Origin of the sequence: Frateuria sp. YIM B11624 (genome assembly GCF_049727805.1) — a bacterium.
In the GTDB taxonomy this organism is placed as follows: domain Bacteria; phylum Pseudomonadota; class Gammaproteobacteria; order Xanthomonadales; family Rhodanobacteraceae; genus Frateuria_A.
This window is the reverse complement of record NZ_JBCNYA010000006.1, coordinates 70582-95055: the sequence shown is the minus strand read 5'-3', so window position 1 is coordinate 95055 and position 24474 is coordinate 70582. Positions and strand designations below refer to the sequence as shown.

The window sequence follows — 24474 nt, the reverse complement described above, 5'->3', positions numbered from 1 at the left end:
CCGCATGGAATCACAGCCGCAGCGGCATGATCACATGGCGCGATTGCTCGCTGTCGTCTTCCTGCACCAGGCAGCTGGACTGGGCATCACGTAGGTTCAGGCGTGCGCGCTCGCCCTTCAGCGCTGCCAGCGCATCGAGCAGGTAGCCGACGTTGAAACCCACCGCCAGGTCGGAAACCACCGTGTCGGCTTCAACCTCCTCGACGGCCTCTTCCTGCTCCGGATTGTGCGCCACGATGCGCAGCTTGCCCGGCGAAAGTTCGAGCTTCACGCCGCGGTACTTCTCGTTGGACAGGATCGCCGCACGCTGCAGGGCACCACGCAACACTTCGCGATCCAGCGTGGCGCGCTTGTCGGCGCCCAGCGGAATCACCGCCTCGTAGTCCGGGAAGCGGCCGTCGATCAGCTTGGAGGTGAACACCACATCGCCCCGGCGCACCCGCAGGTGGTTGCGCCCGAATTCCAGCTCCACCTGGCCGTCGCCGGTCTCGAACAGGCCGACCAGCTCGTTGACGCCCTTGCGCGGAATGATGATCTGGCGGCGGGCGGCGACCTTGCTTTCCAGCTTGGTCTCCTTCAGCGCCAGGCGGTGACCGTCGGTGGCCACGCAGCGCAGGGTGTGCTCCTGCAGATCCAGCAGCATGCCGTTCAAGTAATAGCGCACGTCCTGGTTGGCCATGGCGAACGCGGTGCGTTCCATCAGGTCGCGCAGCACTTCCTCGGGCAGGCTCACGCGCTCGACCAGTTCGATCTCGTCGATGGTCGGGAACTCGCTGGCCGGCAACGTGGCCAGGGTGAAACGGCTGCGACCCGCATTCAGTGCCACACGGTCGCCGTTGAGCTTGAGGTCGATCCGCACGCCGTCCGGCAACGCCCGCACGATGTCAAACAGCTTGCGCGCGGGGATGGTGATCTCGCCGTCGCCGAGTTGGTCGGCCGCCGTCGTGGCGACCATTTCCACTTCCAGGTCGGTGCCGGTCAGCGAAACACGGCCGTCGGCGACCTTCACCAGCAGGTTGGCCAGAACCGGCAGGGTCTGCCGCCGTTCGACCACGCCCACCACCTGCTGCAGCGGCTTGAGCAAGGCTTCTCGTTGGATGCTGAATTGCATGTGTGGGCTTCCCCTAACTGCTGTTCTGTTTTTTTAAAAGAAGTGCGGTTGTTGTTGTTGGCGCGGTGGATATCTCGTTTCTGCCAACTTTCTATTTCAAATCAATAGGTTGCGCCCCAGGTCGGCTGTGTCCAACCGGGTTGGGCGGCTGTGGGCCGATTGTGGATAAAGTTCGGCCCCGAGTCATCCACCTATTATCCACAGCTTGGGCAGCCCCTTTTCAAGCGTTTCAGCCCGTCAGCACGCGGATCAGCTGTTCCCAGTCCTGCCGCATGCGCGCATCGGTCTCGCACAGCTTCCTGATCGTGCGGCAAGCGTGCAGCACGGTGGTGTGGTCGCGCCCGCCGAAGGCCTCGCCGATCTCGGGCAGGCTGTGTTCGGTCAGCTCCTTGGACAAGGCCATGGCGATCTGCCGCGGCCGCGCCAGTGAACGCACGCGCCGCTTGGACAACAGATCCTGCAGGCGCACGTTGAAGTATTCGGCGGTGATCTTCTGGATGTTGGGCACCGTCACCGCCTGGGCGTGGGTGGCCAGCAGGTCGCGCAGGGTTTCCTCGGCGAAGTCGGTGGTGATCGGCTTGCCATAGAAATTGGCTCGCGCCGCCAGCGTGTTGAGCGCCCCTTCCAGGTCGCGCACGTTGGAGCGGATGCGCTTGGCCAACAGCATCGCCACGTTCTCGCTTACCGCCACGCCCTTGTCGTGCGCCTTGGACAGGAGGATCGCCGCGCGCGTCTCGAAATCGGGCGGCTCGATCGCCACCGACAAGCCCCAGCCCAGGCGCGACTTCAGCCGCGGCTCCAGCTTGTCCACTTCCTTCGGGTAGCGGTCGCAGGTCAGGATAATCTGCTGCTTGGATTCGAACAGCGCGTTGAAGGTATGGAAGAACTCCTCCTGCGTGGTGTCCTTGCCGGCGAAGAACTGGATGTCGTCGATCAGCAGCGCGTCGACCGAACGGAAGCGCTGCTTGAACTGGTCCATGTTCTTGGTACGCAGCGCCTCGATCATCGCGCCGACGAACTGCTCCGAGCGCAGGTACAGCACCTTGCAGCTGGCGTTGCGCTCGCGCATCAGGTTGCCGGCCGCGTGCATCAGGTGGGTCTTGCCCAGGCCGGTGCCGCCGTAGAGCAGCAACGGGTTGTAGGCGCGGCCGGGGTTCATCGCCACCTGCATGGCGGCGGCCTTGCCCAGCTGGTTGGACTTGCCCTCGACGAAGGTCTCGAAGGTGTAGTGCGGATCCAGGTTGTGCGGGAACGCCGGCACCGGCGGCGCCGCTTCCGCGGCAGCGGCCTTCGGGGCGGCGGCCGACCGGGCTGCACGCGGCGCACTGGAACCGACCTCCAGCCGCACCGGGCAATCGCGTCCGGCGAGCTGCCCCAGTACTGTCTCGATCCGCGGCAGGTAGCGCTCGCGCACGGTGTCCAGCGTGTAGGGGTTGGGCGCGAACAGCTGCACGCCGGTGTCGTCCTCGCGCGCCTGCAGCGGCATCAGCCAGGTATGCAGCTCCTCGGCGCCCAGCTCGCTTTCCAGACGCTCAAGGCAGCGCCGCCACAAATCACTCATGGGATAGTTCTTGACCAACGCAGGGGCGCTCTGAAGCGCAGGGTGGACCGGCAAGTCTAGCAGCCAACCCCCAGCATATCCCCAGCGATGTCCACAGGCCGCATGGCGGGACGTTTGACAGCTCCTGCACGCAAGCTCCATAATTTCCAACCTTTTTGTTGACTTATCTTCTGGAGCCACAGCCATGAAGCGGACCTACCAGCCGAGCAAGCTCAAGCGCGCCCGCACCCACGGCTTCCGTGCCCGCATGGCGACCGCCGACGGCCGCAAGGTGCTCAATGCCCGTCGCGCCAAGGGTCGCAAGCGCCTGATCCCGTAAGCGGCGTAGCTGTCGTGCCTGCCGCCGGCCTGCCGCGCGATGCGCGGGTTCGCCGTGCCGGCGACTTCGCCGCCTTGCGTCAAGCCAGCGGCCGCTTCGGCGGCCGCTGTTTTTCTGTGCGCTGGCGTCCCAACGGGCTGGACCACGCTCGCCTCGGCCTGGCCATTTCCAAGCGCGTGTCCAAGCGCGCGGTCGAGCGCAACCGGATCAAGCGCCTGGTGCGCGAATCGTTCCGCCGCGTCCGCCCTGGATTGCCGCCGGTCGACCTGGTCGTGATGGCGCGCGAAGCGGCCGCCGGCGTGCCAGGCACCGAACTGCTCGTCGAACTCGACACGTTGTGGCGTCGGCTGCCGCCGTTGAAGCCCACGGAAGGCACCGGCACAATCGCGTGTTGATTCCCCTTTTCTCCTGTCCTTCCGCGGCTCGAGCTCGCGGTGCCACCGGAATTGCCCCGCGATGAACCAGACGCGCACGTTTCTCCTGTTTGCCCTGCTGGCCGTGGCCTACCTGCTGTGGATGGCCTGGGAAAAGGACTACGCGCCGGCACCGGCGCAGACCACCCCGGTCGCCGCGGCCAGCACGAACGCGCCGGCGGACAACACCGTGCCTGGCGCTGCCAGTAGCGCCACCCCGGCGATCGCCAGCAGTGCACCGGCCAGCGTGACGGCGGCGGCCGGCCAACTGATCACCATCAGCAACGACGTGCTGCGCCTGACCGTCGACACCCGCGGCGGCAGCGTGGTGCGCGCCGATCTGCTGGGCTACCCCGCCGAGCCGGTCACCCGCAAGCATCCCAACCCGCCGCCGGTGCGCCTGCTGGACGACGCGCAGAGCGACTACTTCGTGGCGCAGAGCGGCCTGGTCAGCGCCGGCAGCCCGGCACCGGACCATCGTGCGCTGTTCCAGTCCGCGCAGAGCCACTACGAGCTGGCCAGCGGCACGCCGGAGCTCAAGGTCGACCTGACCTGGCAGCAGGCCGGCATCAAGGTCACCAAGACCTACACGCTCAAGCGCGGCCAGTACGTGGTCGAGCTGGACCAGCGCATCGACAACACCGGCAGCACGGCCTGGCAGGGCAACGCCTACGAGCAGTTGCAGCGCGCGCCGCGCACGGCGCACACCAGCTGGCTGCAGAACATGACCGACCCGTCGGCCGCCAGCTTCTTCGGCGCCGGCTGGTACAGCCCGGACGATCACTTCCAGTCGCTGAAATTCGAGAAGTTCCAGGAGGACGCGCTGCGGCAGTCCTTCGCCGGCGGCTGGGCCGCCATGCTGCAGCACTACTTCTTTGCCGCGTGGATTCCGCCGGCGCAGCAGAAGGCCAGCTACAGCACCGACGTGGTCAATGCCGGCGGCGAGCATCCGACCTACCTGATCCGCACGGTCAGCCCGGCGCTGACCGTGGCGCCGGGGCAGAGCCAGACCACCGGCGCGCGCCTTTACATCGGCCCGAAGCTCGTCGGCACGCTCGATTCGGTGGCGCCGGGCCTGGCGCTGGCGACCAACTACGGCGTGTTCACCGTGATCGCCCAGCCGATGCACGCGCTCTTGTCGTGGCTGGAGAAGGTCAGCGGCAACTGGGGCGTGGCGATCATCCTGCTGGTGCTGATCATCAAGGGCCTGACCTGGAAGCTCACCGCCGCGCAGTACCGCTCCAGCGCCAAGATGCGCAAGCTGCAGCCGCGCGTGACCGCGCTGAAGGAGCGCTTCGGCGACGACAAGCAGAAGATGCAGATGGCGATGATGGAGCTGTACAAGAAGGAGAAGGTCAATCCGATGACCGGCTGCCTTCCGGTACTGATCACCATCCCGATCTTCTATGGCCTGTACGAAGTGCTGCGCGAGAGCGTGGAGCTGCGCCAGGCGCCGTTCATCGGCTGGATCCACGACCTGTCCGCGCCCGATCCGTTCTTCGTGCTGCCAGCGGCGTACACGCTGGTGATGCTGGGCCAGCAGTACCTGATGCCGGCCACCGGCATGGACCCGACCCAGGCGAAGATGATGAAGTTCATGCCGCTGATCTTCGCGGTGCTGTTCGCCTTCTTCCCCGCCGGCCTGTGCCTGTACTACGTCGTCAACGGCATGGTCAGCCTGGGCCAGCAGTGGTACATCACGCACAAGGTGGAGAACGGCGAGGTCAAGGCGAAGGCTGCCTGACCGAAGGCGGGCGCAGGGCTTGCGTCCATCCCCGCTTCCATCTCCCCGTGGACTTGCGGTGGGCTGAAGCCCACCCTACGGTTTGCGGCGGTCCTTCAGGTTCCCGCATGGCCGACACCGACACCATTGCCGCGATCGCCAGCGCCCCCGGCGCCGCCGGCATCGGCGTGGTGCGAGCGTCAGGGCCGCAGGTACCGGCGATCGCGCAGGCGTTGCTCGGTCGCGCGCCACAGCCACGGCATGCGCATCTGGGCGCATTCCGCGACGGCGACGGCACGCTGATCGATCGCGGCCTGCTGCTGCACTTCCCCGCGCCGCATTCCTATACCGGCGAACACGTCCTCGAACTGCAGGGGCACGGCAGCACCGTGCTGCTCGACCGGCTGTTGCGGCGTGTCTGCGCGCTCGGCGCGCGGCTGGCGCGGCCGGGCGAGTTCACCGAGCGGGCGTTCCTCAACGGCAAGCTCGACCTGGTCCAGGCCGAGGCGGTGGCCGACCTGATCGCTGCGCGTTCCGAAGCCGGCGCGCGCGCCGCACTGCATTCGCTCGACGGCGCCTTCTCGCAGCGCGTGCATGGGTTGCTCGACGCGTTGATCGCGTTGCGCGTGCACGTGGAGGCGGCGATCGATTTCCCGGAAGAGGAAATCGACTTCCTCGCCGATCCGGCGATCGGCCGGCAACTGGAAATGCTGCGCATGCAGCTGGCCGAGCTGCTCGCCGAAACCCGCCGCGGCGTGCGCCTCACCGACGGCCTCAAGGTGGCGATCGTCGGCCGCCCCAACGCCGGCAAGTCCAGCCTGCTCAACGCGCTCGCGCAAAGCGAGCGCGCCATCGTCACGCCGATCGCCGGCACCACCCGTGACGTGCTGCGCGAAGCGGTCGACCTGGATGGCGTGTCGCTGGAACTGGCCGACACCGCCGGCCTGCGCCACACCGAGGACGAGGTCGAACGCGAAGGCGTGCGACGCGCGCGCGGCGAGCTGGCGCGCGCCGACCTCGCCCTGCTGGTCACCGAGGCTCCGCACGCCGATGCCGACCTCGCCCTGCTCGCCGAGCTGCCGGCAGGCGTCGCCCGCCTGGTGCTGGTCAACAAGATCGACCTCGACGGCAGCGCGCCGCACGGCGAAACCCGTGGCGGCCTGCTCCACCTGTGGCTCTCCGCGCGTACCGGCCAGGGCCTGGACCTGCTGCGGGCGGAACTCAGGACCCGCGCCGGCGCGGCCGGCGGCGAGGGCGCCTTCAGCGCGCGCCGCCGTCACGTCGTGGCGCTCGAGCGCGTGCAGGCGCACCTCGACCATGTGGCCGGCGCGCTCGCCGCGACCCGCGCCGGCGAACTGGCCGCCGAAGACCTGCGCCAGGCCCAGCATGCATTGGGCGAAATCACCGGCAGCTACACCAGCGACGACCTGCTTGGCGCCATCTTCGGCAGCTTCTGCATCGGCAAGTAGCGGCCGGGCCGGCGGCGTGCGACGAACTGCGTCCGGACCCCTGGGCGTCCCAATGCCCGGGCCCGGTTGCACCGGTTCCTGACAGCGGGGTCCCTAAGGTGGGCGGGCGCCGCGAGACACCGGCGCATCCGACCGACACGGGGAGGTGCCTATGACCATCAAGTCCATGCAGGATCTTTTCATCCACGAGCTCTCGGACATCTACAGCGCCGAGCACCAACTGGCCAAGGCCTTGCCGCGCCTGTCGCGCGCGGCGGACAACCCGGACCTCGCCAAGGCCTTCGACCAGCACCTGGAGGAGACCCGCGGGCAGATCGAGCGCATCGACACGATCGCCGAGCAGCTGGACATCCGGCTCAAGCGCATCAAGTGTCAGGGCATGGAAGGACTGGTCGACGAGGCGCGCGAGATCATCGAAACCGTGCCGCAGGGCGCCTTGCGCGATGCCGCGCTGATCGGCGGCGCGCAAAAGGCCGAACACTACGAGATTGCCTCCTACGGCACCTTGTGCGTGCTGGCCCGACAGATGGGCCACCAGGACGCCGCACAGCTGCTCGAGCAGACGCTGCAGGAGGAGAAGGCCACCGACCAGAAGCTCACGCAACTGGCCGAGCAGGGCGGCGTCAATCGGCAGGCGTCGCAGCAGGGCGGCGAAAGGCACGCGCCTACTTCCGAAGCGCGCCATTGAGCTCGCCGCAACCGCGCGTCATGTCGCCCGTGCCTTGCGGGGCGCACCCAGTGTGCGTGACGGCGTCGCCGAATGCGGCATGCGGTCGCTCCTGCACCCGGACTTGGAACAATCTCTAGCGGGCGAGGAACGCATCCAGTTCCCGCGCGCGCGGCATGCCTTGCTGCGCGCCCAGCCGGGTCACCGACAACGCGGCGGCGGCGCAGGCTTTGCGCACTGCTGTTGCCAGGCCTTCGTGCAGGAACACCGCCAGCGCGGCATTGAAGGTGTCGCCGGCGCCGGTGCTGTCGACCACCTCGACGGCGAAGCTCGGCTGGTGCGCCGGCTCGCCGTGTTCGCGGTACCAGGCGCCTTCGCTGCCGCGGGTGAGCACCACCGGCGTGGGGGCACGGCGCATCAGGGCCCGGAAATCCTCGGCCGGATCGGCACCGAGCAGCACCGCCAGCTCGTGCTGGTTCGGCGTGAGGTAGCGCGCCAGGGTGAGCCAGTCGGTCGGCAGCGGCCGGGCCGGGGCCGGGTTGAGGATCACCGGCACGCCGAGCCGCTGGCCCAGGCGCAGGGTCGCCTCGATCGCCTCCAGCGGGATTTCCATCTGCACCAGCACGGCGTCCGCGCGGGCGAGGGCTGCATGCGCGGCTTCCACGTGCGCGGGCGTGACGCCGGCGTTGGCCGCCGGCACCACGACGATCTGGTTCTCGCCGGCGGCGACGGTGATCGAGGCGGTACCGCTGGCCTGGTCGTCCAGTCGCTGCACGTGCTGCAGGTCCACGCCTTCGCCGAGCAGGCCCGCCTGCAGCTGGTCGCCGAAGGCGTCGCGGCCCAGCGCACCGACCAGCGCCACCTCGGCGCCGAGGCGTGCCGCCGCCACCGCCTGGTTGGCGCCCTTGCCGCCCGGCACGGTGACGAAACCGTCGCCCAGCAGGGTCTCGCCCGGCTGCGGGAAGCGCGGCGCCTGGGTGACCAGGTCCATGTTGATGCTGCCGACGACGACGATGCGGCGGGTCATGCGGGGTTCCTTGCCCGGGATGATCGGCAAGCATAGCGGCATGGCGGCCATCACCCGGCGCGCGGTGCGGCCGTGCGAGGATGCTGCGTTTCCGTTCAGCGGAGTCGCCCGTGTTCCCGCTTCCCGGTTCCGCGGCCACTGCCCTGCACCGTGCGGTGCGGCTGGTCGCCTTGCTCAACCTCGCCTACTTCGGTGTCGAGTTCGCGGTGGCGCTCGCCATCGGTTCGGTATCGCTGTTCGCCGACAGCATCGACTTCCTGGAGGACGCCTCGGTCAACCTGCTGATCGTGCTGGCGCTGGGTTGGTCGCCGGTGGCGCGGGCGCGGATGGGCATGCTGCTGGCGGTAATCCTGCTGCTGCCGGCGCTGGCCCTGCTATGGGCGCTGTGGCGGAAGCTGCAACTGCCGTTGCCGCCGGCGCCGCTGCCGTTGTCGGCGACCGGACTGGGCGCGCTGGGCGTGAACCTGGTGTGCGCGGGGTTGCTGGTGCGCTTCCGGCATCACGCCGGCAGCCTCACCTGCGCCGCGTTCCTGTCGGCGCGCAACGATGCCTTCGCCAACGTGGCGATCGTACTGGCGGGCGGCGTGACCGCCTGGACCAGTTCGGTCTGGCCGGACGTGGTAGTCGGCCTGGGGATCGCCGCGATGAATGCGGACGCGGCGCGCGAAGTGTGGACGGCGGCCCATGGCGAGCATCGCCGGGCGCGCGCGTAGGGTGGTTTCAGCTCAGCGGGGTCTTGTGGAGGGCTGGTGGGCTGATGCCCACCCTGCGTACGGGATCGGGTCAGTGCGCGCGGCCGATGCCCGAGTCGCCCTGCTCCAGCGGCGGCGGCGTACCGGCGACGGCCAGCAGCGCCTGTGCGTAGCCGTCTTCCATGCTGATCGTGGAGACCTCGTCCCAGGCGAAGAACGACGCCTCGCGCAGCCATTCGGCGTCGGGGCTGATCTCCTGCAGGGTGAAGCCGTCTTCCTCCACGCCGACCAGCCGGCCGATGTAGCAGACCTCGGCTTCTTCCTCGCTGTCCACGTGCACGCCGATCACCGGCGCCAGCTTGCCGGCGGCCTGCACCACCTCACGGATCGAGTCGAGCGGGAAGCCGCGCGGCGTGCGTGGCAGCAGCTGCTTGTGCTTGAGCGCCTTTTCCATGAACTCGTGGTGCTTGTCCGGCGCCTCCAGCTCGGAGACGTCGCGGTGGCGCATCACGTACATGCCGTCGTAGGTGATGCCGTCGCCGACCACCCACAGCAGGAAGAACTCGCGGCCCACCCCGCCGACGTAGCCGCAGAAGCTGCCGTGTTCGAGTTCGGCGCGCCACAGCCGGACCAGTTGCTGCTCCTGCTGGGCCTCGCGCAGCTGCGCGCGCTGGCCGGTGGTCTTGAGTTCGATGATCTTGCCCATGACAGGAATTTTACCAGAGGGCCCCATGGGGCTTGTTCAGAGGATGTAACGGCTGAGATCCTGGTCCTTCACCAGCGAACCCAGGTTCTTGTCTACCTGTTCGGCGTCGATCAGGTACTTTTCGCCGGACTTGTCCGCGGCCTCGAACGAGATCCTCTCCAGCAGGCGCTCCATCACTGTGTGCAGGCGGCGGGCGCCGATGTTCTCGGTGCGCTCGTTCACCTGGCAGGCGACCTCGGCCAGGCGGTCGATTCCCGAATCGGTGAACTCGATCGCCACGCCCTCGGTGCCCAGCAGGGCCACGTACTGCTTCGTGAGTGCGTTGTGCGGCTCGCGAAGGATGCGTTTGAAGTCGTCGACCGACAGCGCCGACAGCTCGACGCGGATCGGCAGGCGGCCCTGCAGTTCCGGGATCAGGTCCGAAGGCTTGGACAGCGAAAACGCACCCGAGGCGATGAACAGCATGTGGTCGGTCTTGATCGGCCCGTACTTGGTCGCCACGGTGGAGCCCTCCACCAGCGGCAGCAGGTCGCGCTGCACACCCTCGCGGCTGACGCCGGCGCCGCCCCATTCGGAGCGCTGCGCCACCTTGTCGATCTCGTCGATGAAGACGATGCCGTTCTGCTCGGCCGCCTCGACCGCCTGCGCGCGCACCTCCTCGTCGTTGAGCAGCTTGCCGGCCTCCTCGTCGACCAGCAGCGGACGGGCGGTCTTGATCGGCAGCTTGCGCGACTGCGTGCGCGCGCCGCCGATGTTCTGGAACATCTGGCGCAGCTGCTGGCCCATCTCTTCCATGCCCGGCGGCGACATGATCTCCACGCCCACGTTCATGGCGAAGTCCAGCTCGATCTCGCGGTCGTCCAGCGCGCCCTCGCGCAACTGCTTGCGCAGCTTCTGGCGGGTGTCGCTGTCGGCGGAGGAAACGGTGAGGTCATGCGACCAGTCGGTCGCGGTCTGCCGCCGCGGCAGCAGCGCGTCGAGAATGCGATCCTCGGCGCGGTCCTCGGCCTGCGAGCGCACGCGCCGGGCGGCCTGCTCGCGGGTGAGCTTGTAGGCCACGTCGGCCAGGTCGCGGATGATCGACTCGACGTCCTTGCCGACGTAGCCGACCTCGGTGAACTTGGTCGCCTCCACTTTCACGAACGGCGCGTTGGCCAGCGTCGCCAGGCGGCGCGCGATCTCGGTCTTGCCCACGCCGGTGGGCCCGATCATCAGGATGTTCTTCGGCGTCACCTCGTTGCGCATCTCCGGGTCCAGCTGCATGCGGCGCCAGCGGTTGCGCAGGGCGATCGCCACGGCGCGCTTGGCGTCGTTCTGGCCGATGATGTAGCGGTCGAGCTCGTTGACGATTTCGCGGGGAGTGAGTTCGCTCATGGGGTAGCCGGGGTGGGGAACAGGGGAAAAGGAAGCGGCGGATATGCGGTAACGGACAGGCTCACGTTCCCGCTTCCCCGTTCGCCGTGCCCGCCTCCAGCTCTTCGATCGTGGTGCTGTGGTTGGTGTAGATGCAGATGTCGCCGGCGATCTTCAGCGCCTTCTCCACGATCTGGCGCGCGCCCATGTCGGTGTTTTCCAGCAGCGAGAGCGCGGCGGCCTGGGCGTAGGGGCCGCCGGAGCCGATCGCGATCAGGCCGTGCTCGGGCTCCAGCACGTCGCCGTTGCCGGAGATCAGCAGCGAGGCGTCCTTGTCGGCCACCGCGAGCATCGCCTCGAGCTTGCCGAAGCGCCGGTCGGTGCGCCATTCCTTGGCCATCTCCACTGCGGCGCGGGTGAGGTTGTTGCCGTGCTTGTCCAGCTTCTGCTCGAACAGCTCGAACAGCGTGAACGCATCGGCGGTGGCGCCGGCAAAGCCGGCCAGCACGTCGCCCTTGCCGAGCCGGCGGATCTTGCGCGCGTTCGACTTCATCACCGTGTTGCCCAGCGTGACCTGGCCGTCGCCGCCCAGCACGACACGCCCGCCGCGGCGGACCGAGAGAATGGTGGTGGCGTGGAACGATTCCATGCGGTGATGCCTGTGGCTGCGTGAATCACCGGATGTGGGGCGCGGCGGCGCCGAACCCAAGGGACGACCGGTTCGGCAGAACGGCCGGCAGACGGTTGACAAGGGCCGGTTCGCAAGTTTCTACTGCCCGGGAGGGCCCGGCGCAGCGCATGCGCGGCGGGCAGGCGCCGCCAAGGGAGGTGTTCCCGCAGGAACACGAGGCGCCAACACCCAGTGGAGCCATCGACGGAAGACCGCAGGACACGCCTTATGGCGTGCAGTTTGGATCGATCTAGCTGCTTCGTATTTAGATCGATCTAAATTCCTGATTCGATCTGCCGTCATGCACCGGAGCCCTCGCCAGCCGGCGCTGCGATGCGCAGTCGCCGAACCGCCCAGTCGGGCATTGAGGGGAGATTCAAAGCATGTCGAGCAGTCGCAAGTCGAACAGGCCACCGTTGTCCCACCCGTTGCGGCTGAGCGCCCTGGCGCTCGCGCTGGGCGGCAGCCTTGGCGCCGGCGCCGTGCTGGCGCAGACCAACGCCTCCGGCGCCATCTTCGGCCGCGTCGAGGCGGCACCGGGCGCGATCGTGCACATCGAGAGCACCGCCACCGGCTTCAGCCGCGACGTGCCGGTCAGCCAGGACGGACGCTATCGCGCCGCCTCGCTGCCGGTGGGCCGCTACCGCGTGACCCTGCAGCAGGACGGCCAGACCGTGCAGGCGCGCGACAGCGTGCAGGTCAACGTCGGCAGCAGCACCGACGTGTCCTTCGCCGCCGCCGCGGATGCGGCCAACGCGACCAACCTGGGCGGCATCAACGTGGTCGCCAGCGCGCTACCGGCGATCGACGTGTCCTCGGTGGACACGCGCACCGTGCTTACCGCCGCGCAGCTGCAGCGCCTGCCGCTGCCGCAGAGCGTCAACGCGGCGGTGCTGCTGGCGCCCGGCTCGGTCAACGCCGATTCGCGCTACGGCAACGCCGTTTCGCTGGGCGGCTCCTCGGCGGCGGAGAACCAGTACTACGTCAACGGCTTCCCGGTGACCAACCCGCTCACCGGCCTGGGCGCGACCACGCTGCCGTTCGCTTCGATCGAGCAGGAGCAGGTGTTCACCGGCGGCTACGGCGCCGAGTACGGCCGCTCCACCGGCGGCGTGGTGAACCTGGTAACCAAGCGCGGCACCAACCACTGGCAGGGCGGCGCGCAGGTGCTCTACACCCCGGCCGGCCTGCGCGAATCCGAACGGGCGACCTACCGTCCCGCCGACGGCGAGCAGATCACCGGCCGCGACAAGCATTCGGCCAAGCTGTGGGAAACCCAGTACAGCGCCTACGTCGGTGGCCCGCTGATCCAGGACAAGCTGTTCTTCTTCGGTTCGGCCGAGACGATCAAGTCGGAGAACAACACCTACACGCTGGGCGAGAACGTCACCCGCTCGTACAACACCAACAAGACCGACCGCTGGCTGGCGAAGGTCGACTGGAACATCACCGACAGCCACATCCTGGAACTGACCGGCCTGGGCGACACCGCCTCGACCTATGCCACGCAGTACAACTACGACGGCGTCAACGACATCCAGGGCTCCTACAAGGGCTGGCGCAGCCAGAAGAACAAGGGCACGGCCGGCACCTCGCCCGGCGGCAAGGTCTACATCGCCCACTACACCGGCTACATCACCGACAACCTCACGGTGGATGCGCTCTACGGCAAGGAGCACACCGACCACGTCGACCTGACCTCCGGTTCCGACTGCGTCTACTTCGCCGACAACCGCGACAGCGTGCCGCCCTCGCAGCGCCTGCAGGGCTGCAACATCAGCAGCAGCATCGCCGCGCCGGGCGCCTACGATGACACCCGCGGCTGGCACCTGAACGTGGAGTACCGCCTGGGCGACCACGACCTGCGCGCCGGCGTGGACCGCTACGAGGTCGAGTCGCTCAACGGCTCGGACACCTCCGGCGGCGTCGGCTGGTTCTACTACGACAACCCGCCGAGCGGCGTGATCGAGACGCGCGGCAACCTGCCGGTGCCGCCCGGCCACACCGGCATCGTCGAACGCTACGTGTTCACCGCCATCGGCAAGGCGCGCGTGCAGCAGGAAGCGCAGTACCTCGAAGACCACTGGCAGGTCAGCGACCGCTGGCTGGCCTACCTCGGCCTGCGCAACGAACAGTTCTCCAACCTGAACTCGGTCGGCGAAGTGTTCGCCAAGCAGCGCCATCAGCTCGCGCCGCGCCTGGGCCTGACCTGGGACGTGATGGGCGATTCCAGCTTCAAGGTCTACGCCAACGCCGGCCGCTACCACCTGGCCATTCCCAACAACGTCGCCGTACGTGGCGCATCGGGCTCGCTCTACGAAACCCAGTGGGGCACCTACGACGGCGCACCCAATACCAACGGCACGCCGCCGAACTGGAATCCGATCGAGAACACCGTCTACGCCAACGGCGCCGACGGCACGCCGCCGGACCCGCGCTCGATCTCCGCGCGCAACCTCAAGGCCTACTACCAGGACGAGTTCATCGTCGGCTTCGACAAGCAGCTCGCCGAGAACTGGACCTACGGCGCCAAGGTGCGCTACCGCAAGCTGCGCAGCATCATCGACGACTGGTGCGATTCGCGCCCGTTCGTGGCCTGGGCCGCGGCCAACGGCGTGGACTACCCGGATCCCTCGCCCAACTGCTACATCATCAATCCGGGCCAGTCCAACCGCTTCCTGATCGACCTCAACGGCGACGGCACGCTGGAAGACATCAAGCTGAGCGCCGCCGACATCGGCCTGCCCGAGGCCAAGCGCGCCTACTACGCGCTCGATGCCTACCTGGAACACCGCTTCGACGAGCACTGGTTCGGCCGGCTCGACTACACCTTCTCGCGCAGCTACGGCAATTCCGAAGGCCTGCTCAAGTCCGACATCGGCCAGCTCGATCCGTCGGTCACGCAGGACTGGGACCACAAGGAACTGATGATCGGCTCCAACGGTCCGGAGGCGAACGACCGCACGCACCAGATCCGCGCCTACGGCTACTACCAGGTCAATCCGGAGTGGCTGCTCAGCGCCAACGTGCTGATCGAATCGGGCCGTCCGAAGAACTGCATCGGCGTGTATCCCGGCGACATCCCGCCCGAGATCAACTACGGCAACTCGTACTTCTACTGCGGCGGGCAGCTCACGCCGCGCGGCAGCAAGGGACGCCTGCCGTGGACCTACCGCCTCGACCTGGGCGCGCAGTACCGGCCGGCGTTTGCCGACCACAAGCTCGCCTTCACCGCGACGGTGGTGAACGTGTTCGACACGCAGACGGTGATGAGCATCAACGAGCTGGGCGAGACCGGCAGCGGCGCGCCCAACCTGAGCTACCAGCAACCGTTGTCCTACCAGACGCCGCGCTACTTCCAGTTCGGCGCCCGCTACGACTTCGAGCTGTAACGGCAAGGTGCGGCGGCAGGGATGCCGCCGCAGGATCTCCCCGTTCGCCACCGGCGCACCTGCCCGGTGGCGCTTTTTTTTCAGCCCTTGCGCCGCGCGCGCGGGTGCGCCGCGTCGTAGACCTTGGCCAGGTGCTGGAAATCCAGGTGGGTGTAGATCTGCGTGGTGGCGATGTCGGCGTGGCCGAGCAGTTCCTGCACCGCGCGCAGATCGCCGGACGATTCGAGCATGTGGCTGGCGAAGGTGTGCCGCAGCAGGTGCGGGTGCACGCGCTTGGCGAAGCCCTGCGCCAGCGCCAGTTGCTTCAGCCGCGCCTGCACGGTGCGCGGACTGACCGGCGCGCCCGCCCGCCCGCGGAACACGGGCGCCATCGGCAACGCGCCCTCGGCCTGTCCGAGCGCGCGCAGCGCGGCGACCGCGTGGCTGCCCACCGGCACGATGCGCGTCTTCGATCCCTTGCCGAGCACGCGCACCTCGCCCTCCTCCAGGCTCAGGTCACCCCAGCGCAGGCCGGTCAGTTCCGACAGGCGCAGGCCGGAGGAATAGAACAATTCCAGCATCGCGCGGTCGCGCAGCGCCAGCGCGCCCGCGCCGGTGTTCTCCACCAGCGCGCCGGCCTCGTCCACGTCCAGCACCTGCGGCAGCTTGCGGTGCACCTTGGGACCGCGCACGCCGGCCGCCGGGTCGTGCGCCAGCAGGCCTTCGCGGGTGAGCTGGCGGAACAGGCTGCGGCAGGAGGAGAGCAGCCGCTGCAGGCTCTTCGGCGACAACCCCGCCCGACGCTCGGCGGCGACGAAGGCGCGCAGCCGGTGCGGACCCAGCGCGGCGAAATCGGCGACGCCCTGCGCTTCCATCCAGTGCAGCAGCTTGTCCAGGTCGCGGCGATAGGCGGCGACGGTGTGGGCGGAGGCCTGGCGCTCGCCAGCGAGCCGGCCGAGCCAGGCCTCGACCTGCGCGCGCGGCGTGGCGTTCAGGCCAGGTCCTGCGAGCGGGTCAGCGCCGCGCTCACCGTAGCGGCGAGCATCTTCAGGAACAGCGTGCCCATGCCCGGCTGGAAGTGGCCAGCGTCGGCGCTGCCCAGCGCCAGCAGGCCCAGCTCGCCCAGCGGCATCACGGCAGCCGAATGGACTTCCGGCGCATGGTCGCCGAACAGGCGGTACAGCCGCTCGGCGGAGAGCCGGCCGACCAGCGGCTCGTGGTTGGCCTGGAAACCGGCGAACTCCGCCAGCGCGGCGCGGCCGCCCGGCTCGACCACCAGCCACTCGGCCTGCGGCAGGCCATAGGCATGGCCGAACAGCAGCAGCCGCACCTGGTCGATGCGAAAGTCGCTGGCCAGCCGGCTGATCACGCTGCGCGCGGCCAGCGCGGGCGTGGCTGCGCGCAGCATGGTCACGTGCAGCTCGTGCACGCGCTGCATCAGACGCTCGTTCTCCGCGGCGATGGTGATCAGCTCGGCCAGGCGCCGCTCGAGCTCGGCGTTCTTCTCGCGCAGTTGCTGCAGCTGGTACATCGCCAGCGACGCGACCGGCCCTTCGCTGCGCGGCAGCGTGAGCTGTGCGGCGAGGTCCGGATAGTCGGCGAGGAAGTGCGGATGGCGCTTGAGGTACGCGGCCACCGCGGTGGCGCCGGGGATCTCGTCGAGCAGGGTGTCGGGCATGGAACGACCTAGGGAAACGTCAGGCAGCGGATCGGCCTGGCCTGAGTGTGCGACGCGCGCGCCCGCGCATCAATCGCCGGCGCAGGCTTTGTCGCGATTGCGCGGGGCGGACGTCAGCGTCCCGTGTCCTGCAGCCAGTCGCCCTCGAAGGCGAACGCGGCCGGGCCGGTCATCCACAGCGCGTGGCCGGGGCCGCGCCAGTCGATCTGCAGGCGGCCGCCGGGCAGGTCGACCTGCACGCGCTCGTCGACCTGGCCACGCCGGCGCAGCACCGCCATCGCGGCGCAGGCGCCGGTGCCGCAGGCCTGTGTCCAGCCCGCGCCGCGTTCGTGCACGCGCAGGCGCAGGTGGCCGCGTTCGAGGATCTGCACGAAGCCGGCGTTGGCGCCTTCGGTAAAGCGCGGGTGGCCGGTGACCTGCGGGCCCAGCCGCTCCAGCGCGGGATCGGCCAGGTCGTCGACCACCATCACCGCATGCGGGTTGCCCATCGACACGACGCCGATCTGGACGTCGCCAGCAGCCAACGCCAGCGGATAGGACGTACCGGGAGCCTCGGCCAGGAACGGGATCCGCGCCGGCTCGAACGCCGGCTCGCCCATGTCCACGGTGACGCGCTGCGCGTCGAGCACGCGCACGCCGACCGGGCCGGAGGGGCTTTCGATGCGCACCGGCACGTCCAGCGCCAGCGCGCCGGCGCGGTGCAGCCATGCCGCCACGCAGCGCACGCCGTTGCCGCATTGGCCGGACGGGCTGCCGTCGGCATTCCAGATGCCGTAGTAGAACGCGCACGACGGATCACGCGGCGCCTCCACGCTCAGCAGCTGGTCGCAGCCGATGCCGGTGTGGCGGTCGGCCATGGCGCGGATCCGCTCCGGCGCGAGCGCCAGCGGTGCCCGTCGTGCATCGATCACGACGAAATCGTTGCCGATGCCGTGCATCTTCGAGAAGCGCATGGCGTCAGTTGGGCAGCGGCGTGCTCGTGTCCGGGGCCGGCACGGAGGCGGCCGACGGCGGTGCGCTTCCCGGCTGCGCGCGCGGGAGCACCAGCGGGCCCTTGTTGCCGCAACCGGCGAGCAGGCACGCGGCCGACAACAGGGCAGTGCACAGGATGGATCGGCGCATCGGGCTTCCTCGACGGAGCGGCAGCTATGATGCGCGCATCATAACGTCGCGGGATCGCCTTCGATGGACTGGGCCACGTCGCTGCAGCTGCCGAGCACCCTCCTGTGGATCCTCGCCGCGCTGGCGCTGCTGTTCGCGCTGGTGCAGCTGTTCACGCTGCGCCGCCGGCTGCAGGCGCGCCGCCCGGTCGCGGCGCTGCTGCGCATGCTGTTCCTGCTGGTCGGGCTGGGTCTTGCGCTGCTGCTGGCCGGCGCCGGCTGGAGCCTGCGCGGCTACCGCCTGCTCGGCGAGGAAGCGCCAGTGGCCACGCTGGATGCGCGCATCCTGTCGCCGCAGCGCTGGGCGATCACGCTGACCTGGCCCGAGGGCGACCGTCGCGAAGTGAACCTCGCCGGCGACGCCTGGCGCGTCGAGGCGCTGGTGCTGAAGTGGAAGCTGCCCGCGGTGCTCGCCGGCCTGCCGCCGCTGTACCGGCTCGACCGCCTGTCCGGCCGCTATGACGACGCGGCCGACGAAATGAATGCGCCGCGCACGGTGATCGACTTCCGTGCGCCCGGCGGCTGGGACCTGGTCACGCTGGCGCGCGAGCATCCGGACTGGCTGCCGATGGTCGACACGGTCTACGGCAGCGGCACCTACCTGCCGCTGGTCGACGGCGGCCACTACACAGTGAGCCTGATGCGCACCGGTGCGCTGGTGGCCAGGCCGGACGACGAAACCGCCGAGCGGATCGCCCACCCGCTGTAAGGCGTTTGCCAGGATGCCGCGGCCTGGGCTTTCACCCTTCGCCCGGGGCGCCGGCCCGCACCGCCTGGATCGAAGGGTTTCGCGCGGACAGGGCGGTTCTCAGGAAGCCGCCAGGCTCTTCTCGTACCGCCAGGCGTCGGCGCCGTCCTCGTAGTAATCAGCATACCGCCCGATGCGCCGGTAGCCGGCGCGTTCGTAAAGCGCGATGGCCGCCGCGTTGTCCACGCGCACCTCCAGCCGCAGCGCGCGGCAGCCGCGATCGCGGGCGGCACCTTCGGCAGCGGCCAGCAGTTGCGCGCCGATGCCGCGCCCGCGCGCCGCCGGTGCGGTGGCGATCGAGTACAACCGCGCCAGCGTGCCGCCCCTGCGGAAGAACACCAGCGCACTGCCGAGCAGCTCCTCGCCCGGCGCGTCCGCGACCAGCACCGCGGCGCCGGCGCTGGCGAGATGGCGCCGGTACTGCGCGCGGCTCATGCGGTCGCCGCTGAAGGCACGCAGCTCCAGCGCCACCAAGGCGTCGAGATCGGCCGGCGTGGCGGCACGCACGGATGGGGAAAACGGATTCGGAACCAAGCGCGATGCTCCGGTGGGCGTGCCTCCGTAGCGTGGGCCGGAAGCCCGCCGTCGCGCAATGGACCGCGCCGGCCCGCGGCGTACGGCACGCTGAATGCCGTGGCGCGTCGCCGTTGCGCGCCGCCGCGCCTATGGCCACACTGCGCGACTTGCGCCCCTGCCGCCTCGTCCGCCGCGCGACGGCATCCCCTCCTGCGTGTAGCTGAGGTGCCATGACCCGCCTGGTGATCGTCGTCGAGAAAGCCTCCGACTGGAGCGCCTACTACCCGTCCGTGGACGTCATGAGCGCAATGGACTACCTGCGCGAACCGGTCGGCCGCGACGACGAACGCACCCACGTGATCAACCTGTGCCGCAGCTACAAGTACCTGGGCACCGGCTACTACGTCTCGCTGCTGGCCGAGGCGCGCGGGCACAAGGTGCTGCCCTCGGTGCGCACCATCAACGACCTGCGCCGCCGCTCGCTGTACGGCCTGGACATCGAGGACCTCAACAGCAAGCTGACCCACTTCCTGCCCGCCGGCGGGCGCGACACCACCGACTTCGGCATCCTGGTGTACTTCGGCGAGACCGCCTATCCCGCACTGCAGGACCTGGCGCGGCAGCTGTTCGAGATGTTCCCCTGCCCGCTGCTGCGCATCGAGTTCGAGCGCGAGCGCGTGTGGCAGGTCGCCTCGATCAAGCCGGTCGGCCTGCATACGCTGGACGACGCGCAGGAAGACGCCTTCGCCACGGAGCTGGACCGCTTCTCGCGCAAGCTGTGGCGCAAGCCGCGCACGCGCAAGCTGTACCGCTACGACATCGCGATGCTGGTCGACCCCAACGAGGCGATGCCGCCGTCGAACCGCAAGGCGCTGAAGAGCTTCATCGCCGCCGGCAAGGAACTGGGCATCGAGGTCGACCCGATCGGCAAGAACGACTACCCGCGCCTGGCCGAGTACGACGGCCTGTTCATCCGCGAAACCACGGCCAGCGACAACCACACCTACCGCTTCGCCCATCGCGCGGAGAAGGAAGGCATGGTGGTGATCGACGATCCGACCTCGATCCTGCGCTGCACCAACAAGATCTTCCTCAACGACCTGATGGTCTCGCGCAAGCTCGCCGTGCCGCGCACCGAGATCCTCTACCGCGACCACGCCAAGGCGTGGAAGGACACCGCCGCCAAGCTCGGCTTCCCGCTGGTGCTGAAGATCCCCGACGGCTCGTTCTCGCGCGGCGTGGTCAAGGTCGAGAGCGAGGACGCGCTGGAAAAGGCCGCCGGCGAGCTGTTCTCGCACAGCGCGCTGCTGCTGGCGCAGGAATTCGTCTACACCGAGTTCGACTGGCGCGTCGGCGTGCTCAACCGCGAACCGCTGTACGCCTGCAAGTACTACATGTCGCGCGGGCACTGGCAGATCTACAACCACGGCGCCAAGGGCACGGCCAAGTCCGGGGGCTTCGAAACGGTGCCGGTGCGCGACGCGCCGGCCGAAGTGGTCAAGCTCGCGCTCAAGGCGACGCAGGCGGTGGGCGACGGCCTGTACGGCGTGGACCTCAAGCAGGTCGGCAACAAGCCGGTGGTGATCGAGGTGAACGACAACCCGTCGATCGATGCCGGCGTGGAGGATGCCTACCTGGGCGCGGACCTCTACCGCCGCATCATGCAGGAGTTCCTGCGCCGGATGGAGCACAAGCGCCTGGGCATCGGCCGCTAGGAGCCCGGGCGGCTTCTACGCCCCAGGCTCTTAGCTCCTAGCCGCTGGCGGCCTCGTTCGGCACGTGCGCGGCCGCGCGCAGCAGCAGCGCCGGCACCTGGTCCGGCGGCAGCGGCGGCACGAACAGGAAGCCCTGGCCGACGCCGCAGCCGGCCTCGCGCAGCCACGCCGCCTGCGCCTCGGTCTCGATGCCCTCGGCCACCGTGCCCAGCCGCAGCTTGTGCGCCAGCGCGATGATCGCCTCGGTGATGTCGCGGTCGGCCGGGTTGCGGGCGGCACCCTGCACGAAGCTCTGGTCGATCTTGATCGTCTGCGTGGGCAACTGGCGCAGGTGGCTCAGGCTGGAAAAGCCGGTGCCGAAATCGTCGATCGCCATGCGGAAGCCGATCGCCTCGAGCTGGCGCAACTGGCGCAGGGTGTGCTCGGCGTTCTTCATCGCCGCCGACTCTGTGATCTCGAATTCGATCAGGCTCGGGTGCAGGGCGAACTCGCGCAAGGTGCCCAGCAATCCGGTGACGAAATGGCCGTCCTGGATTTCCTGCAGCGACACGTTGATCGCCACCGGTACCAGCGGCAATCCGCGCGCGCGCCACTGCGCCATTTGGCGCGCCACCTGGCGCAGCACCACCTCGCCCAGCCGGCCGACCAGCCCGCTGCCTTCGGCCAGCGCCACGAAACTCTTGGGCAGCAGCAGGCCGCGCTGCGGATGCGGCCAGCGCGCCAGCGCCTCCAGCCCGACCACGCGGCGGCCTTCGAGCTCCACCTTGGGCTGGTAGTAGACGACGATCTCCTCGCGCTGCAGTGCCTCGCGCAGCTCGGCCGAGAGCAGCAGCCGGTCGCGCGCCTGCTCGCTCATGCGCGGCTGGTAGAAGCAGTAGCCGGCCTTGCCGTGTTCCTTGGCGCTGTACATCGCCAGGTCGGCGTGGCGCAGCAGGCTGGCCGAGTCCTCGCCGTCGCGCGGGAACATCGCCACGCCGATGCTGGGCGTGGCGCTCACGCCGTGCCCGGCCACCGTCACCGGCCGGCTGACCAGGCTCAGGATCTTCTGGCAGATCGCGGCAAGGTTGGCCTCGCTGCGGAAGCGCTCCAGCACCACCACGAACTCGTCGCCGCCGAAGCGCGCCACCGTGTCGCGGCTGCGCACGCTGGCGCGCAGCGCGTCGGCGACCGAACGCAGGAACTCGTCGCCCACCTCGTGGCCGAGTGTGTCGTTGATCGACTTGAAGCCGTCCAGGTCGATGAACATCACCGCCACCTCGAAGCGCTCCTCGCGCGCCAGCGGCAGCAGCCGGTCGAGCAGATCGAGCACGTTGGCGCGGTTGGGCAGCGCGGTCAGCTCGTCGTGGTAGGCCAGCCAGGACAGCGCGTCGCGCGCCTGGCCGAGCTCGCGCGCGATCGCCTCGGTATGCCGCTGCAACTGGCGGTGCGCCAGGCTCACGCCCAGCGTCAGCAGCAACAGCACGCCCGAGACCAGGCTGATCGCCAGGCCCAGCCCGAGCCCGTGCAGGCCGCTGTGCGCCTGCAGGCTCGTCGCGTCAGGGGCGAAGCGCATCGCCGCCATGCCCAGGTAGTGCACGCCGGCGGCGGTGCCACCCATGACCCATGCGGCGAGCACGCGCAGCCACCAGCGGTGGCGCCGCTCGCTGCGCCAGATCAGGCTGTGCAGCCAGAGCGCCGCGACCGAACCGCCGACGCCGAGCAGCAGAGAAGCAGCGGTCCAGGGCAGCCGCCAGGCGATCGCCGGCTGCATCTGGAGGGCATGCACGCCCAGGTAGTGCATGGCGACCATGCCCAGGCCAAGGATGCCGCCGGCCATGACCGCACCAGTGTGGGTCGCGCGGCGTGCCAGCAGCCACAGCGTGGCGCCGGTGGCCAGTACCACGGGCACCGCCGAGAGGGTGGTCAGCCGGCTCTCGTAGCCCAGCGGGATCGGCACCTCGAGCGCGAGCATGCCGATGAAATGCATCGCCCACACGCCCGAACCCATCGCCAGCGCGCCGAAGGCGGTCCACAGCACCGCGGCCGGCCCACGCGAACGCGCGATGCGGCCGACCACGCTGAAGGCGACGTAGGCATCCAGCGCGGCCAGCGCGACCGACAGCGTCACCAGCCACGCGTTGTAACTCACCGCCATCATGCTCGGCTTGCCGGCCCCCTGCCGCCAGACGTCCGCGCGTCGCGGAGCGAGCGCGACTTGTAGCACAACGGGCGGCCGGGGCGGTGCCTGGCCAGACCTGCAGGCGCCCGTCATCCAGTGGTGGTGACACCGGCGAGTGGCGCGTATCGCGACCGACGACCGTCCAGCACTACGCCGGTGGCGGACACAGCCGGTATTCGTTCAGGAGATTTCCGACGCCAGCCGCCGCAGCCGCAGTCCCGCCAGCACGCACAGCGGCGCCAGCAGCAGCCAGTACAGCGGGCCCCAGCCGAGCGCGTCGGTATGCGCCGGCAGCGGCGTGAGGGCAAGCAGGAAGCCGCCCAGCAGCAACCACAGGCCGGCGCCGGCGGCCAACTGGAAGGCAAACGCGTGCGAACGGGAAACAGGCATGGCGGAGCTCCGCGGGAACGATGCGAAGCAGCCTGCGGGACGCCCATCTCAGCGCCTGCGACGTGGCACCCGCACGCCGGCAAAGGCCCCTAGAATGCGCGCACGCTGCCAACGACGGGACCGCCCATGCCCCACGGTACTGCCCTTCCCGCCCGCTACGCGGTGTTCGGCCATCCGGTGAGCCATTCGCTGTCGCCAGCCATCCATCGGCTGTTCGGCGAGCAATGCGGCATCGCGCTGGAGTACGCCGCGATCGATGCCGAACCGGAAGGCTTCGCCGACGCCGTGCACCGCTTCCTTGCGGGCGCGCATGGCGTCAACGTCACCCTGCCGCACAAGGCCGCGGCGTTCGCCCTGGCCGACGAGCGCAGCGCCGAGGCCACGCGCGCCGGCAGCGCCAACGTGCTGACCCGTCGGCCGGACGGTCGCCTGGCCGCACACAACACCGATGGCGCCGGGCTGGTGCGCGACCTGGTCGAGCGCCAGCAGTGCGCCTTGCAGGGCCGCCGCGTACTGCTGCTGGGCGCCGGCGGCGCCGCCCGCGGCGTGGCCTGGGACCTGCTCGACGCCGGCGTGGAGGAACTGACCATCGCCAACCGCACCGCCGACACCGCCGCCGCGCTGGCCGGCGCGCTGGGCGTGACGCGGGCACGGGCGCGCTACTGGGAGGACCTGGCCGAACTGGGCAGCTTCGACCTGATCGTGCACGCCACCTCCGCCGGCGTGCTCGGCCAGCCACTGCGGCTGCCCTACGGGCTGGTCAACCCGCAGACGGTCGGCTACGACCTTTCCTACGGCGCCGGCGCGCAGGGTTTCCTGCGCTGGGCGCACGAGGCCGGCGTGAAGACCGCCCGCGACGGCCTGGGCATGCTGGTCGAGCAGGCTGCCGATGCGTTCGCGCTGTGGCACGGCCCGCGCCCGCAGACCGATCCGGTGTACACACACCTGCGCGCCTCGCTGGCCTGACACCCACCCGCGCGCCGTTGGCGGCGCGTGCGCCAGCACCTTGCCGATCGGCATGCTGGCG

23 protein-coding genes are annotated in these 24474 nt (G+C 69.4%); 10 read left to right on the top strand and 13 right to left on the bottom strand.

The features are described from left to right. Nucleotides 1-10: 10 nt before the first annotated feature. Complete coding sequence (dnaN, locus tag AAIL17_RS04590; RefSeq protein ID WP_424681642.1) at nucleotides 11-1111, bottom strand: DNA polymerase III subunit beta; 1101 nt, start codon at nucleotides 1109-1111, stop codon at nucleotides 11-13. 229 nt (nucleotides 1112-1340) lie between these two features. Beyond that, on the bottom strand, nucleotides 1341-2672 hold the full coding sequence (dnaA, locus tag AAIL17_RS04585) for a chromosomal replication initiator protein DnaA (RefSeq protein ID WP_424681641.1): 1332 nt from the start codon (nucleotides 2670-2672) through the stop codon (nucleotides 1341-1343). A gap of 184 nt (nucleotides 2673-2856) precedes the next feature. Between dnaA and rpmH the strand changes: the two genes are divergently transcribed. The 5 genes from rpmH to AAIL17_RS04560 all read left to right on the top strand — a co-directional run bounded on the left by rpmH (nucleotide 2857) and on the right by AAIL17_RS04560 (nucleotide 7284). Continuing rightward, on the top strand, nucleotides 2857-2991 hold the full coding sequence (gene rpmH, locus AAIL17_RS04580) for a 50S ribosomal protein L34 (RefSeq protein ID WP_325163143.1): 135 nt from the start codon (nucleotides 2857-2859) through the stop codon (nucleotides 2989-2991). Between the two features lie 14 nt (nucleotides 2992-3005). After that, nucleotides 3006-3386: a ribonuclease P protein component gene (gene rnpA, locus AAIL17_RS04575; RefSeq protein ID WP_424681640.1), complete on the top strand. Its 381-nt coding sequence runs from the start codon at nucleotides 3006-3008 to the stop codon at nucleotides 3384-3386. A gap of 61 nt (nucleotides 3387-3447) precedes the next feature. Then, nucleotides 3448-5148 carry a membrane protein insertase YidC gene (gene yidC / locus AAIL17_RS04570; protein WP_424681639.1) on the top strand — a complete coding sequence of 567 codons (1701 nt, stop codon included), beginning with the start codon at nucleotides 3448-3450 and terminating at the stop codon, nucleotides 5146-5148. A gap of 107 nt (nucleotides 5149-5255) precedes the next feature. Beyond that, on the top strand, nucleotides 5256-6596 hold the full coding sequence (gene mnmE / locus AAIL17_RS04565) for a tRNA uridine-5-carboxymethylaminomethyl(34) synthesis GTPase MnmE (RefSeq protein ID WP_424681638.1): 1341 nt from the start codon (nucleotides 5256-5258) through the stop codon (nucleotides 6594-6596). A 151-nt stretch (nucleotides 6597-6747) separates the two neighbouring features. After that, entirely contained in the window at nucleotides 6748-7284 is a 537-nt protein-coding gene (locus AAIL17_RS04560) for a ferritin-like domain-containing protein (protein ID WP_424681637.1), read from the top strand. A gap of 115 nt (nucleotides 7285-7399) precedes the next feature. Here the strand turns inward: AAIL17_RS04560 and rbsK are convergent, their stop codons facing one another. Then, nucleotides 7400-8290: a ribokinase gene (rbsK, locus tag AAIL17_RS04555; protein ID WP_424681636.1), complete on the bottom strand. Its 891-nt coding sequence runs from the start codon at nucleotides 8288-8290 to the stop codon at nucleotides 7400-7402. Between the two features lie 110 nt (nucleotides 8291-8400). Here rbsK and AAIL17_RS04550 point away from each other — a divergent pair, with 110 nt between their 5' ends. Continuing rightward, nucleotides 8401-9003, top strand: a complete 603-nt coding sequence (locus tag AAIL17_RS04550) for a cation transporter (RefSeq protein ID WP_424681635.1) — start codon at nucleotides 8401-8403, stop codon at nucleotides 9001-9003. Nucleotides 9004-9073: 70 nt separating this feature from the next. On the opposite strand, the gene AAIL17_RS04545 is transcribed toward AAIL17_RS04550, so the two are convergent. The 3 genes from AAIL17_RS04545 to hslV all read right to left on the bottom strand — a co-directional run bounded on the left by AAIL17_RS04545 (nucleotide 9074) and on the right by hslV (nucleotide 11690). Next, entirely contained in the window at nucleotides 9074-9688 is a 615-nt protein-coding gene (locus AAIL17_RS04545; protein WP_424681634.1) for a hypothetical protein, read from the bottom strand. 36 nt (nucleotides 9689-9724) lie between these two features. Beyond that, the gene (gene hslU, locus AAIL17_RS04540) at nucleotides 9725-11062 is read right to left on the bottom strand and encodes an ATP-dependent protease ATPase subunit HslU (protein ID WP_424681633.1); all 1338 of its coding nucleotides are present in this window, start codon (nucleotides 11060-11062) and stop codon (nucleotides 9725-9727) included. Nucleotides 11063-11123: 61 nt separating this feature from the next. Then, the gene (gene hslV, locus AAIL17_RS04535; protein WP_424681632.1) at nucleotides 11124-11690 is read right to left on the bottom strand and encodes an ATP-dependent protease subunit HslV; all 567 of its coding nucleotides are present in this window, start codon (nucleotides 11688-11690) and stop codon (nucleotides 11124-11126) included. Between the two features lie 404 nt (nucleotides 11691-12094). On the opposite strand from hslV, the gene AAIL17_RS04530 reads away from it, so the two are divergent. Then, complete coding sequence (locus AAIL17_RS04530) at nucleotides 12095-15103, top strand: TonB-dependent receptor (protein ID WP_424681631.1); 3009 nt, start codon at nucleotides 12095-12097, stop codon at nucleotides 15101-15103. A gap of 80 nt (nucleotides 15104-15183) precedes the next feature. Here AAIL17_RS04530 and xerC read toward each other — a convergent pair whose 3' ends face one another. The 4 genes from xerC to lptM all read right to left on the bottom strand — a co-directional run bounded on the left by xerC (nucleotide 15184) and on the right by lptM (nucleotide 17882). Next, nucleotides 15184-16077 carry a tyrosine recombinase XerC gene (gene xerC / locus AAIL17_RS04525; RefSeq protein ID WP_424681693.1) on the bottom strand — a complete coding sequence of 298 codons (894 nt, stop codon included), beginning with the start codon at nucleotides 16075-16077 and terminating at the stop codon, nucleotides 15184-15186. Further along, nucleotides 16074-16760: a DUF484 family protein gene (locus AAIL17_RS04520; RefSeq protein WP_424681630.1), complete on the bottom strand. Its 687-nt coding sequence runs from the start codon at nucleotides 16758-16760 to the stop codon at nucleotides 16074-16076. Before AAIL17_RS04520 ends, xerC begins: the two co-directional genes overlap by 4 nt. Nucleotides 16761-16873: 113 nt before the next feature. Continuing rightward, a complete protein-coding gene (dapF, locus tag AAIL17_RS04515; protein ID WP_424681629.1) occupies nucleotides 16874-17713 on the bottom strand; it encodes a diaminopimelate epimerase in 840 nt (279 codons plus the stop codon). A gap of 4 nt (nucleotides 17714-17717) precedes the next feature. Continuing rightward, entirely contained in the window at nucleotides 17718-17882 is a 165-nt protein-coding gene (gene lptM, locus AAIL17_RS04510) for an LPS translocon maturation chaperone LptM (protein ID WP_424681628.1), read from the bottom strand. 63 nt (nucleotides 17883-17945) lie between these two features. Here lptM and AAIL17_RS04505 point away from each other — a divergent pair, with 63 nt between their 5' ends. Continuing rightward, entirely contained in the window at nucleotides 17946-18629 is a 684-nt protein-coding gene (locus AAIL17_RS04505; protein WP_424681627.1) for a hypothetical protein, read from the top strand. 99 nt (nucleotides 18630-18728) lie between these two features. On the opposite strand, the gene AAIL17_RS04500 is transcribed toward AAIL17_RS04505, so the two are convergent. Then, a complete protein-coding gene (locus AAIL17_RS04500; protein WP_424681626.1) occupies nucleotides 18729-19202 on the bottom strand; it encodes a GNAT family N-acetyltransferase in 474 nt (157 codons plus the stop codon). A gap of 212 nt (nucleotides 19203-19414) precedes the next feature. Here AAIL17_RS04500 and AAIL17_RS04495 point away from each other — a divergent pair, with 212 nt between their 5' ends. Continuing rightward, on the top strand, nucleotides 19415-20899 hold the full coding sequence (locus tag AAIL17_RS04495) for a RimK family protein (protein WP_424681625.1): 1485 nt from the start codon (nucleotides 19415-19417) through the stop codon (nucleotides 20897-20899). A gap of 37 nt (nucleotides 20900-20936) precedes the next feature. Here the strand turns inward: AAIL17_RS04495 and AAIL17_RS04490 are convergent, their stop codons facing one another. Both AAIL17_RS04490 and AAIL17_RS04485 read right to left on the bottom strand, forming a co-directional pair. Then, on the bottom strand, nucleotides 20937-23036 hold the full coding sequence (locus AAIL17_RS04490) for a putative bifunctional diguanylate cyclase/phosphodiesterase (protein WP_424681624.1): 2100 nt from the start codon (nucleotides 23034-23036) through the stop codon (nucleotides 20937-20939). 201 nt (nucleotides 23037-23237) lie between these two features. Continuing rightward, nucleotides 23238-23447 (bottom strand): hypothetical protein, encoded by a 210-nt coding sequence (locus AAIL17_RS04485; RefSeq protein WP_424681623.1) that lies wholly within the window; start codon nucleotides 23445-23447, stop codon nucleotides 23238-23240. Nucleotides 23448-23573: 126 nt separating this feature from the next. On the opposite strand from AAIL17_RS04485, the gene aroE reads away from it, so the two are divergent. Beyond that, nucleotides 23574-24413 (top strand): shikimate dehydrogenase, encoded by an 840-nt coding sequence (gene aroE, locus AAIL17_RS04480; protein ID WP_424681622.1) that lies wholly within the window; start codon nucleotides 23574-23576, stop codon nucleotides 24411-24413. Nucleotides 24414-24474 lie beyond the last annotated feature (61 nt).